We start from the raw sequence: 12,007 nt of genomic DNA, 5'->3' as shown, positions 1-12,007 counted from the left end.
AACCCGCCGGACTCCTCACGGGGCGGCCGGAGCCTCCGGGCCTGGAAGCGCGAGACCCTCCGCGCCGCGCACGTGCGCGGCGCCCGGAATCAGCGCCCCCAGCGCGTCCGCGAGGCGCTGGAGCGGAGTGTCGGCCGCGAGCCAGGCGCCCGCGTGCGCCGTACTTGCGGCCAGCGCCGTCCGCACGCGAGCGCGGTCGGCCTCGGCGAGCCGCAGACAGTCCGCGATCCGCAGGTGGGACGGTCCGAGCAGCAGGCTCCCCTGCTGCAGCAGGGCGTCGCCCTGGAAGCGCTGCGCGATGCCGCCGAACTTGCGGCCGGAAATCGTCAGCTCGTGGCGCGCCGCCGAGGCGAAGCACGGGGCGGCCGGTCCGCCCGGAGCCCGCGGCGGTCCCGCGCCTCGCGGCGAGCCCGGCGAGCACTCGGCCGGCACCCCGAGCGACCGGAACGCGGCGGCCAGCAGGGTCGCGGTTCGCGCGTAGGCGGCCGCGGCATCGGCGGCCCAGGCGCCCCGGCCCAGGCGGGCGCTGAGCGAGAAGGTCCACTCCTCGTCGTGCCAGATCGCCCGGCCTCCGGTCGGGCGAACGACCCATGGAACGCCGGCCGCGGCGAGGCGATCCAGGTCGAGCTCGCGATCCGGGCGCTGGTTGGCCCCGAGCGTGATCCCGGCGGGCGAGAAGCGGAACACGCGCAGGACCGCGGGCTCCCCGGGCGGTGCCGTGACGGCGCGGGCCAGGAGAGCCGCGTCGCGCCGCATGTTCTCGGCCGGAGCGTGCGCGCCATCGCACCACAGGATCATGCCGCCTCCCCGAGACATCGCCTGGCCCGTCGGAATCCGCGCCCCGACCCGGCCCGATCAGCGAAGGTGGAGCCAGTCCTCGAACAGGAACTGGAAGCGGCCGATGAGCAGCGACACCCTCGACATGACCGTGTAGCCGTAGCCGGCTCCGAAGGAGACCATCAGGAACCAGATGCCGATCTTCGAGGTCCAGCCGAGCGCTCCGCGGTGCTCGCGGCTGTAGAAGAAGTAGAGCAGGCTCGAGAGCAGACCGACGGTGAACAACAGGGCATTGAAGCTCGCCCACAGGTCGCCGGGGATCAACAGCGGGTTCAGGCTGGCCTGCACCTGCGCGACCAGGTCGCCCTGCGCGAAGCCCGTGGTCTTCAGGCCCGCGTACACGCCGATGATGACGGCCAGCGCCCAGCGCGAGGCCCAGCTGATCCTGCCGATCATGCGCGTCAGCAGCAGCACGCCGAGAATACCGGGAAGGACGAGCCAGCCGCGGTAATCCCCGAGACTCGCGTGCCACGGGCCGCCCTCCGGATGTCCGCCGAACGCCGCCCGCAGCGGCTGGATCAGGTTCGAATCGATCACCGTCCAGTAGTTGATCACGACGTAGTAGCCGGCGGAGACGCCGACGAACAGGTGCTCGGCGAACTTGTAGAGCGGATTGTCGCGGTAGAGGAACGAGAAGATGAACAGCGTGAGCAGCGCCGCCAGCCAGACGCCGAGGTCGTGGGACACGATCATGAACGCCCCCCCGTCCCGCGCCGCCACTGGACGACGTTGCCGAGCACGATGCACAGGGCGATGAACACGTGCGCCAGCGACTGCGCGTCCATGCCCCGGGTCGCGGAGCCCTTTTCGCCGCGCAACTTTTCGTACTCCGCCGCGCCGGCCATGCCGCCGAGCAGGCCGCGCAGCTGGCCGGACTGAAGGTACGGGTAGTACTCGGGCGCGCTCACCGCCGTGCAGCCGGAGACCATCGGCAGGTGGAATCGCGCGTTGACCTGCTGCACCCACTCCTTCGTGCCGGGATAGCCGCCCGAGATGCTGACCAGCAGCGGAATGCTCGAATAGTCGCCCACGTCCCGCAGGATCGGCAGCGAGCGCGTCTCGCGGCCGCGCAGGTCGCGCGGGAACGCCCTCGCGATTCCCTGCCCCATCAGCACCATCACCGCCTCGTTCCCCGACTTGTAGCCGAGGTCCAGGTAGTCCACGCCGCTTTCGAGTGGCACGCCGCGGGCGCGGTACTCGTCCGCGACGCTTTCGAGCGTCTGGTCCACGAGCGCCGGGCCGCCGGGCCACAAGCAGGTCACGATCGGGCGGCACTTCTTGTCGAACAGCTGCCGCAGCACCGTCTTCATCATCGGAATCAGCTCGGGCCGGCTGCCGGGATCGAAGTCGCAGGGCACCAGCACCGGGGAACCGTCGGGCACCGCCGCGATCGCGTCGTGAAAGCGCTGCACGGGGCTCGACACCACGATCGGCAGGCCCACCGGCCACAGCAGGGGCCCGGCCACGAGCAGCGCCATGGCGAGGAACAGCCAGCGACGGTCCAGCTTCTCGAGCGAGCGCCAGTTCACCTCTACTCCCCCCCGCCCAGGTACGCCCGCTCGATGCCCAGGATGACCCTCAGGCCGGTCGCCATCACGCCCATCGCCGCGCCGATCAGGATCGCCCGCTTCGCGGCGTTCTGCGGCACGTCCATGATCCACTGCTGGATCGTGCCGAGCGGCGCCTCACGCAACCACGCGGGCACCCACGCGTGGTCCGTCAACGGTCGCGCGAGGAAGTCCCCGAGCGGGACGCGTCCGAGCATCACGACGAGGGCCGCGACCGCCAGCAGGCCCGCCTCGATCGTGCGGATGCGGAACGCCCGGAAGGCCGCCGAGGCGATGAAGAAGGCGAGCAGCGAGAACATCGTCGCGTTCATCGGCGCATAGATGTTGTTGTAGATCCACATCGTTCGCGCGCCCTGCGCCTGGAACCCCGGTCCGTCCACGAACAGTCCGACCGAAACCGTGCCCAGCAGTCCGGCGACGAGCACGATCCGGTAGGGCCAGTCGCGCTCACGGCGCGAAATGGCCTCGAGATGGACACGCAGCAGATTGGCGCCGCCGAGCACGTAGCCGAACGCCACGACGATCACCGCGCTCTGCTGCAGGAAGTCGGCGGGAACGCTGATCCACGGGTGCGGCATGAAGAAGCCGAGAACCATCACGGCCCCGATCACGGCGGTCAGGAACAGCGGGATCTCGCGCTTCATGGGCCGCTCCTATTGCGTCTGCATCCAGCGGGTGAGCCCGTGGACGCCCATGGTTTCGAGGACGCAGCCGACGATCACGACCACCACGATCGCGACTTTCAGCATGTCGGCGCCCTTGAGCCCGCCCACCAGGCGCGCCTCGCCGGACAGGTAGGCGCTGGCCGCGAACAGCTCCTCGCCGATCAGCGTGTAGTCGCAGGCCACGACGAAGAACGGCAGCTGGTGCACGTTCGCGGTTCCGGCGACCTGGATGGCGCCCGTCGAGAAGCCGGTCTCGGCGAGCATCAGCGATTCGGCGTAGAAGGAGCCCAGGAAGAGGTGCGCGGCGGGGCGGTCGCGCAGCATGATGCCCGTCAGCGAGGCGACGTAGGCGAACTGTTCCGGCGAGACGAAACTCACGCTCTTCGCGTCGAAGGTCTCGGGCCGTCCGGCATTGATGTGTCCGCTGCGCACCATCTCCTGCGCGATCGTGAAGGGAATCGGGTAGGCGACCGGAACGCGGATCGGCGTCTCGTAGCGGGCGGTGATGCGCGCGACGCTCTCCAGGATGATGAGGCTGGCGACCGTCTGCATCTCGTCGATGTCCTGGATGCCCGGCACGTAGAGCACCGGCCGGCCCATCTCGGTCGCCCGCCCGATCGCCTCCTCGATCGCGTCAATACCCGCCAGCCGGCGCACGAACGGTTTGCGTCCCGACTGCGCCATGTACATGTAGTAGAGCACCAGCAGGAAGAACAGCGCCATGAACGCGAGCACGCTGCCCCGCGTCGAATTGAACCAGGCGGCCCGCGCGATGGCGGGGCCCGCGGCGGCGCCGGCGAGCGTGCGGCCCCCCGGCCCGACGGCGGCGACGCGATAGAAATAGCTCGAGTCCCGGTGCAACGTGCCGTCGCGGTGTTCGTGCACGCCCGCTCCGACCGAGTCCACGACGGCCCACGGGCCCCCCGGAGTCGCCGCGCGCAGCAGCAGGTATCCCGTCACCCGCCGTCCACCGGACGTGTCGTCGGGCGACAGCGTCCAGCGCAGGTCCATTTCCCGGCCCGCGTCGTTCGGAACGTCCTCGAAGACCAGGCCCGCGGGCGCCGCCGGCGGCGCCGGCGTGTCCGGCGCGGCGGTGGCCGCGGCCGCGTGCCGCGGCGCGAACGACAGCAGGATCGCGAGCGCGACTCCCGCCCGCGCCGGACCTCGTGAGGCGTCGAGGTGGCTCAACCGATCTCCGTTCGTGACCAGCATTCCGCGCACGAGCTGCGCGCCCACGGCGGCGAAACTAGCAACCGCTCCGCGGGCACGTCAACGAATCGCGCGTCGTTTCGGGTGCGCGTGCGGTTCACGGCGCGAGCCGCTCCACGTTGGCGCGCGGCACCGTCGCGCGTCCCGAGCCGTCCGCGAACTCGACCACCAGCACGCGCGCGAGCGCCTCCGTCTCGAGCGGCTGGAGCGCGGCCGGCAGCTCACACACCTTTCCGAGCCGCCCGAAATGGGGCGCGCGAATGACGCGAACCGGAGAGCCGATGTCGAGCCCGCCGTCCTCGGCCGATTCGGAGGGCGCGGGCGCTCCGCCGGCGCGGGGCACCAGGATTTCGGGCCGCTGGACGCCGGCGCGAATCTGCGTGGCGCCGCTCACCGACGCCGTCTCGCCCTGTCGCTCCGAGAGCAGGTCCCACGTCCGCGCCGCCATCGGGATGCGGCCGAAGCCCTCCGTGATGACGAGCGTCAGGCCGATCTCCTCCGAGCCGGTGATCGCCACGCCCAGATCGCGTCCGAGCAGCCGGCGCAGGTCCGCATCGTCGAAGCCGCCGACCACCACCGCCCGGACGCCGAACTCGCGGGCCTGCATCAGCGTGTCGTGGCTGACCCACGCGCCACCCACGACCACGCATCCGCGGTGTTCGGCGCGCAGGTCCGGGGTCCGCAGCTCCGCGTCCGGCCCGGCGACCGCGCAGGCGATCGGCCCGGAGGTCTCGCCGCCGACCCCGAAGATGCCCTGCAGGAACGCCCCTTCCGTCTCGACGACGACGCCTTCACCCGGCAGCACCTCGGCCACCGTGCCGGCGACGTACGCGTTGACCTCGACCGGGATCGGCGGCTCGCGCAGGATCAGCTGCCCCGTCACCGGAGAGAGGCTCTCGATCACGCCGTCGGCCGGGGCCTCGACGCGGTTCTGCACGAGCCCGAACATCGTCGAGGCCCGCGCGATCCCGTCCCCCTTTCGCACGGCCGAGCCGACCGGAACCAGCAGCGCTTCCGCCGCGCGCGCCGGCTCGACTCCCAGGCCGGCCGCGAGGTTCACCGTTTGGACGTTGCCGGGAAGCTCGGTTCGCGCGACCACGGTCTCGGGCGTCACGCGTGCGCCGCGCTCCAGCAGCACCTCGCCGCGCAGCGGCAGGCGCCGTTCGCGCCGCACGCGGGCCTGCGCCGTGACCCGGAGCCCGGGCGTGTAGGAATGCGACACTCAGACCTCCCGCGGGTACAGGGACATCGCCCGGTTCCACTCGCGCAGTTTGGCGATGCGCGCGGCGGCGTCCTCCGGCAGCGTGAAGGGCCGGCGCCCGCGCGCGTCCAGAACGATGCCCACGACACCCGCTTCCACTTCCGTCTGCAGCGGCTTGCCGCGCCCCGCCCCGACGTCGAAGCCGCGTTCCGGCCGCACCTCCAGCCGCACCCGCCCGCCCTGCGGAACGGGCACGAGCGTGAACTCGCCGTAGGTCACGGCGTGTCGTGCCGGGGCGCCCCGCTCGGGCGTCAGCTCGACGCTCATGCAGGCATGGCCGGCTCGTCCCGGCCCCATCGGGGCGACGCACGCGCCGAGGTGGACGAGGCAGTCCCGTTCGAAGACCTGGGCGGCCGCCTCCTCGTGAACGGTCGAGAGCACTCCCAGCTGCGGGGTCATGAAGATGCTGTCCACCGCGAGCGCCGTGACACCCTCGGGCAGGAACGCGTCGATCATCATCAGCATCGCCTGCGCGCGCCGCGGCGCGTGCGAGAGCACCCCGCCCGAGCCGACCAGCAGGCCGAGGGCCATCAGGTCCACGAGCGAGGCGCCGCTCGCCGACTGCTCGAGCGCATCCGAGATGTCGCGGGCCTGCTGGCGTCCCTTGAGCCCGACCGCGAGCGCGCGATGCTGCTCGAAGGACAGCCGCAGGGCCTCGCGGCAGATGGCCTGCTCGAGGACGAGGTCCTCGAGGGACTGCGGGATGGTGGTGGGACGGATCATCTTGTTCTTGATCCGGTTTCGCAGCTCGACTTCGTCCACGGGGAACGGCACCCAGCGCAGGATGCCGTCCAGCCCCGCCTCCGCCATGACGTTCGAGATCGAGTAGCTCATTCCCAGGTTGGCCGAGACCGTGCGGTTGAACACCGGCCCGGCGCCGCCCGGATCGTCGAACACCGAGAAGATGTCGGTGGTCGCGCCGCCGATGTCCACGCCCAGCACCGAGCGGCGGTCGCGCCGTGCGATCTTCTCGATGATGAGGCCCACGGCCCCGGGAGTGGGCATGATCGGCACGGCCGTCCAGGTCATGAGCTTCTTGTAGCCGGGCGCGTGCGCCATGACGTGTTCCATGAACAGTTCGTGGATCGCGTCGCGGGCCGGTCCGAGGTTCTCGCGCTCCAGCGTCGGCCTCAGGTTGGGAACGGTCGAAAGGGCGACGCGCGACCCGAGGCTCGATGCGACGGTCGCCGCCGCGTCGCGATTCCCGGCGAAGACCACCGGCAGCTCGTATCCGGCGCCGAGGCGCGCCTTGGGATCGGCCGCGGCGAGCAGCTCGGCCATCTCCGCGACCCGGCGGACGTCGCCGCCGTCGGTCCCGCCGGAGAGCAGGATCATGTCGGGTCGCAGCTGACGGAGGCGGCGGATCTTCTCGTGCGGCCGGCGCCCGTCGTTCAGCGCCATCACGTCCATCACGATCGCGCCCGCGCCGAGCGCGGCACGCTGCGCGCTCTCGCCCGTCATCTGCAGCACCAGCCCCGAGACCATCATCTGCAGCCCGCCGCCGGCGCTCGACGTCGAGACGTAGAGGTCCACGCCGGCCTCTCCCTGCTGCGGCGTGCGGATGCGCTCGCCGTCGAGCAACGGCCGTCCGCGAAGCTCCTCGACCTCGCGGACGGCGTTCAGCACGCCGCGCGTCACGTCCTCGAACGGCGCCTCCACGGTGGTCGGAGCCTCACCCCGCGTCTTGAGCCGGAAACCGTCGGCCTCCCGCTCGATGAGGATCGCCTTGGTCGTGGTCGAGCCGCAGTCGGTCGCGAGAATCGACCGGATGTCACCGCTCATGTGGGTCTCCCGGCCGGACCGCGAGGCGCCTGGCGGCCCGCGGCATGATGCTCGATCCGGTCCGCGAGGTGCGCGAGGCACTCGCGACGGCCGACCAGCTCGGAGTAGCGACGGTAGTCCGGAAGACGGAACAGCGCCTGGACGATGGGCTCGAAGAAGAGCATGGCCTGTCCCGCGACGAGCGACAGCGGACGCGCCGTTTCGATCGTCAGCATCGCCGGGGTCTCGAGCCGCAACTCGACGATCCGGACGGCCAGCCGATCGAGCAGGGCCGCGTCGGGGGCCGCGACTTCCTCACGGTCGGCCAATCGCCGCCTCCTGCAGAGAGCGGATGAGGGCGATCCGCTCCGCCCTGCCCTCGGCCGGCAGGGGCAGGACGAGGCCCCGGGTCCGGTCCAGCCAGCGGCGTTCGGCGAACGGCGAGAGCAGGACCGCCGCCGGAAGCACGTCCACGCGCCGCACGGACGCCCAGCGGCGACGCTGCCAGCCGAACAGCGATCGGGCCGCCACGGCGTCGCCGTCGAGACGCACCTCGGTCGGAGCGAGGGCGGGCGCGAACGCGGCGATGCAGAACGCGCACAGGCCGGCGACGACGAGAAACGGCTCGCGCGCCGAGACCACCAGCGCGCACAGCCCGAGCGCGCCGGCGAGCGCGAGCGCGGCGACTCGCGGCCGTTCGCGCCACGGGTCGTACGTCCATGCCGCCGCCGTCCGCACCGGCGCGGCGACGGGTTCGAGCTCCGCCGGCAGCGCCGCGTTCACGTTCGATCGGCCCGCCCGGCGCCCGCGCCGTGGCGCGTCACGCGTGCTGTTCCTCGACGAGCTTCTCGTAGTCGTCGTGCGAGAGGAGCTGCGCGAAGGCCTTCGGGTCCGAGGGCCGGATCCGCACCATCCAGCCGTCGCCGTACGGCGCCTGGTTCACGACCGCCGGGTTGTCCGCCAGCAACGTGTTCACCTCGACCACTTCGCCCGCCAGGGGAGCGAACAGGTCGCTCACCGTCTTGACCGCTTCGACGACCCCGAACGGCTTGCCGGCCTCCAGCGCCCGTCCGGGTTCGGGCAGCTCGACGAACACCACGTCTCCGAGCTGATCGGTGGCCCAGCTCGTGATGCCGACCGTGACCAGCCCGCCCTCTTCGCGGGCCCACTCGTGCTCCTTCGTGTAGCGAACGTCGTCGGGAAATCCCACGGGACTCCTCCCTACGGCTTCATGAGCGGTGCGAACCGCGGGTGTAGAACGGTCGCGCGGTGACCCGCGCGGCGAGCAAGCTGCTGCCGGCCTGGATCTCGAGCGCCGTCCCGTTGGCGGCGAGCGCCGTCTCGACGTAGCCCATGCCGATGGGTCGCTCGAGACTCGGACTGAAGGTGCCGCTCGTGACCTGCCCGACGGTGCGTCCGCCCGCGACGATGTTCATGCCGTGACGCGGAACGCGTCGGCCTTCGAGCTGGAAGCCGACCAGGCGACGCTTGAGGCCCTCCGCCTTCTGCTTCGCCAGGACCGCGCTGCCGTGGAACTCGCCCTTGGCGAGCTTGACGGTCCAGCCCAGGCCGGCTTCGAGCGGGGTGGTCGTGTCGTCAATGTCGTTTCCGTAGAGCATGTAGCCCATTTCGAGCCGCAACGTGTCGCGCGCTCCCAGGCCGACGAGTTCCAGTCCATGCGGCTCCCCCGCCCGCAACAGCCCTTCCCAGACGGCGGCTCCGTGAGCGGGCTCGAAGTACAGCTCGAAGCCGTCTTCGCCGGTGTAGCCGGTCCGCGAAACCGTTGCGGGGACGCCGAAGATTCCGCCTTCGGTGAAGCGGTAGAAGCCGAGATCAAGCGCCGCCGCCGGCACGTGGCCGGCCAGCACGGCGGAGGCCTTCGGGCCCTGCACCGCCAGCAACGCCGTCGCCGCGGAGCGGTCCTCGAGCGAGATCCCGGCCGGCCGGTGGGAGTCGAGCCAGGCGAAGTCCTTCGCCATGTTCGACGCATTCACGACCAGCATGAAGCGATCCGCGTAACGATAGACGAGCAGGTCATCCACGATGCCCGCGTCGGGACGGCACATCGGCGAGTAGAGGCACTGCCCGATCGCCATCCCACCGACGTGGTTGGTGAGCATGCGGTCGAGCCACTCGCCCGCCTGGGCGCCCCGCACCTCGAACTCGCCCATGTGCGTGATGTCGAACAGGCCCGCGGTGTTGCGAACCGCGAGGTGTTCGCGGACGTCGCCCGTGTAGCGGACCGGCATCTCGAAGCCCGCGAACTCGACGAGCTTCGCGCCGGCGGCGCGATGGAACTCCGTGAACGGCGTCTGCTTCAGGGACGTGGCGGGTGGCACGGTCAAGGCTCCTGTGGCGAATGGCCCGGCGCAACTTAGGTCCGGCGCCGGGAGGGGGTCAAGGCGGCCGGGTGGTCAGCGGGCGGCGTGCCGGAGCACGCCCAGTTCCCTTCCCGCCTGCGTGAACGCCTCGATCGCCCGGTCGATCTGCTCGTGCGTGTGCGCGGCCGAGAGCTGCACGCGAATGCGTGCCTGGCCACGCGGCACGACCGGAAACGAAAAGCCGATCACGTAGATTCCCCGCTCGAGGAGCCGGGCCGCCAGCTCGTGCGCGAGGCGTTCGTCGTACAGCATGATCGGGACGATCGGGTGCGTGCCGGGCTTGATCTCGAACCCCGCGGCGGCCATGCCTTCCCGGAATCGCAGGGTGTTCGATTCGAGTCGGTCGCGCAGCTCGGTCGTCGAGGAAAGCAGCTCGAAGACGGCGATGCTGGCGCCGACGACCGCGGGCGGAAGGGCGTTCGAGAACAGGTAGGGTCGCGAACGCTGGCGCAGCATCTCGACGATTTCGCGACGTCCCGAGGTGAAGCCGCCCAGCGCGCCACCCAGGGCTTTGCCCAGCGTGCCGGTGAGGATGTCCACGCGCCCCTGCACGCCGTGCAGCTCGGGCGTGCCGCGGCCGGTGCGCCCCACGAAGCCGGTCGCGTGGCACTCGTCCACCATCACCAGCGCCCGATGCGCCTCCGCGAGCTCGACGATGGACTTCAGGTTCGCGACCGTGCCGTCCATGCTGAAGACGCCGTCCGTGACGATCAGCTTCTGCGGACAGCCCTGCGCGTCGGCCTCCCGAAGGCAACGTTCGAGGTCCGACATGTCGTTGTTCGCGAAGCGCCAGCGCCGGGCCTTGCACAGCCGCACCCCGTCGATGATCGAGGCGTGGTTGAGCGCGTCGCTGATCACGGCGTCGTTCTCTCCCAGCAGCGGCTCGAACACCCCGCCGTTGGCGTCGAAGCACGCCGCGTAGAGGATCGTGTCCTCGGTGCCGAGGAACTCCGAGATCCGGCGTTCGAGGAGCTTGTGCAGATCCTGCGTGCCGCAGATGAAGCGCACCGACGACATGCCGTAACCGTGCGAGTCGAGCGCCCGGTGCGCCGCCTCGATCACCTTCGGGTGGCTCGAGAGCCCGAGGTAGTTGTTGGCGCAGAACACCAGCACGTCGCGGCCGTCCTCGAGCCGCACCTGCGGCCCCTGCGGCGATACGATGACCCGCTCGTCCTTGTACAGGCCAGCCTCGCGGATCCTCGCCAGCTCCTGCGCGAGCGGCTCCTTCATCGAGTCGAACATGCCTGCCTCCCCTACTCCGCCTCGCCCCACGGAACGAGCACGATCTTGCCCGCGCGACCTTCGCGCAGCAGTCCGACGGCCTCGTCGAAGCGCTCCATCGCCATCACGTGCGTGATGGACGGTCGAAGGTCCAGCCGGCCCGATCGCAGGAGCTGGTCGAGCTGGTCCCACGTCTCGTACATCCGGCGCCCGACGATGCCGTGCAGCGTGACGCCCTTGAAGATCAGCAGCCGGTTCCAGTCCAGGTCGAAGGGTTCGGTCGGCAGCCCGAGCAGCGACAGCCGCCCGCCGTTGCGCAGCGACTGCAGTCCGTCGCGCATGGCCTGCGGGTTGCCGGACATCTCGAGCACGCCGTCGAGCCCGCGTCCGTGCGTCACTTCCTTCACCCGTTCGACGAAGTTCTCCTTCGAAACGTCGATCACCGCGTCGGCGTGCATCCGGCGCGCCAGCTCGAGCCGGTAGGCCGAAACGTCCGAGGCGATCACCCGCGAGGCGCCGGCGGCGCGCGCGATGCCGATCGCGAACAGGCCGATCGGTCCGCAGCCGGTCACGCCGATGTTGCAGCCCGAAAGCGGGCCGGAGAACGCCGTGTGCACCGCGTTGCCCGTCGGCTCCAGGATCGCCGCGACCTCGAGCGGCACGCCCGGCGGAACGCGCCAGGCGTTCACGGCCGGGATCGCCACGTACTCGGTGAACCCGCCGTTGAGATCCACGCCGAGGATCCGGGTGTTCTCGCACACGTGCCCGAGGTTGTTCCGGCACGCCGTGCACGTGTGGCAGATCACGTGGCTCTCGGCCGACACCAGTTCGCCGGGCGTGACGTGGTCCACGCCCTCGCCGAGTTCGACCACCTCGCCGACGAACTCGTGGCCGAGCGTCACCGGCGGCCGCACGCGGCCCTGCGACCAGCGGTCCCAGTTCCAGATGTGCAGGTCGGTGCCGCACACTCCGGCGCGTTTGACCTTCAGCAGGACCTCGCCGGGTCCGGCGGCCGGCACCGGCACCTCGCGAATCTCGACGCCCGGGGCCGCGGAGGCCTTGACGATCGCCCGCATGGTCCGGGCCCGCGTGGACGTTCGAACC

The 12,007-nt window shown here is 71.0% G+C and carries 13 protein-coding genes; all 13 read right to left on the bottom strand.

From position 1 onward, the window contains the following. Positions 1–15 precede the first annotated feature (15 nt). The 13 genes from IT347_00855 to tdh all read right to left on the bottom strand — a co-directional run bounded on the left by IT347_00855 (position 16) and on the right by tdh (position 11,979). Positions 16–798 carry a hypothetical protein gene (locus IT347_00855; GenBank protein MCC6348127.1) on the bottom strand — a complete coding sequence of 261 codons (783 nt, stop codon included), beginning with the start codon at positions 796–798 and terminating at the stop codon, positions 16–18. A gap of 57 nt (positions 799–855) precedes the next feature. After that, complete coding sequence (locus tag IT347_00850; GenBank protein ID MCC6348126.1) at positions 856–1,530, bottom strand: hypothetical protein; 675 nt, start codon at positions 1,528–1,530, stop codon at positions 856–858. Next, entirely contained in the window at positions 1,527–2,366 is an 840-nt protein-coding gene (locus IT347_00845) for a hypothetical protein (GenBank protein MCC6348125.1), read from the bottom strand. The genes IT347_00850 and IT347_00845 overlap by 4 nt, the downstream gene beginning before the upstream one ends. Positions 2,367–2,368: 2 nt before the next feature. Beyond that, positions 2,369–3,049, bottom strand: a complete 681-nt coding sequence (locus IT347_00840; GenBank protein MCC6348124.1) for a hypothetical protein — start codon at positions 3,047–3,049, stop codon at positions 2,369–2,371. 9 nt (positions 3,050–3,058) lie between these two features. Beyond that, positions 3,059–4,258 (bottom strand): fibronectin type III domain-containing protein, encoded by a 1,200-nt coding sequence (locus IT347_00835; GenBank protein MCC6348123.1) that lies wholly within the window; start codon positions 4,256–4,258, stop codon positions 3,059–3,061. Positions 4,259–4,376: 118 nt separating this feature from the next. Beyond that, a complete protein-coding gene (locus IT347_00830) occupies positions 4,377–5,501 on the bottom strand; it encodes a hypothetical protein (GenBank protein ID MCC6348122.1) in 1,125 nt (374 codons plus the stop codon). After that, the gene (locus IT347_00825; protein ID MCC6348121.1) at positions 5,502–7,322 is read right to left on the bottom strand and encodes a glutamate mutase L; all 1,821 of its coding nucleotides are present in this window, start codon (positions 7,320–7,322) and stop codon (positions 5,502–5,504) included. It lies immediately after the preceding gene. After that, entirely contained in the window at positions 7,319–7,630 is a 312-nt protein-coding gene (locus tag IT347_00820; GenBank protein MCC6348120.1) for a hypothetical protein, read from the bottom strand. The genes IT347_00825 and IT347_00820 overlap by 4 nt, the downstream gene beginning before the upstream one ends. Continuing rightward, positions 7,617–8,084 (bottom strand): hypothetical protein, encoded by a 468-nt coding sequence (locus IT347_00815; GenBank protein ID MCC6348119.1) that lies wholly within the window; start codon positions 8,082–8,084, stop codon positions 7,617–7,619. Before IT347_00815 ends, IT347_00820 begins: the two co-directional genes overlap by 14 nt. 37 nt (positions 8,085–8,121) lie before the next feature. After that, positions 8,122–8,511 (bottom strand): glycine cleavage system protein GcvH, encoded by a 390-nt coding sequence (gene gcvH / locus IT347_00810; GenBank protein ID MCC6348118.1) that lies wholly within the window; start codon positions 8,509–8,511, stop codon positions 8,122–8,124. Positions 8,512–8,530: 19 nt separating this feature from the next. Continuing rightward, positions 8,531–9,622, bottom strand: coding sequence for a glycine cleavage system aminomethyltransferase GcvT (gcvT, locus tag IT347_00805; protein ID MCC6348117.1), 1,092 nt, complete (start codon positions 9,620–9,622; stop codon positions 8,531–8,533). A gap of 93 nt (positions 9,623–9,715) precedes the next feature. After that, positions 9,716–10,924, bottom strand: a complete 1,209-nt coding sequence (kbl, locus tag IT347_00800; GenBank protein ID MCC6348116.1) for a glycine C-acetyltransferase — start codon at positions 10,922–10,924, stop codon at positions 9,716–9,718. Positions 10,925–10,935: 11 nt separating this feature from the next. Continuing rightward, entirely contained in the window at positions 10,936–11,979 is a 1,044-nt protein-coding gene (gene tdh / locus IT347_00795) for an L-threonine 3-dehydrogenase (GenBank protein ID MCC6348115.1), read from the bottom strand. Between the last annotated feature and the right edge of the window lie 28 nt (positions 11,980–12,007).

This window comes from Candidatus Eisenbacteria bacterium (assembly GCA_020847735.1).
Lineage (GTDB): Bacteria > Eisenbacteria > RBG-16-71-46 > RBG-16-71-46 > RBG-16-71-46 > CAIXRL01.
This window is presented reverse-complemented; position numbering and strand designations above follow the sequence as displayed.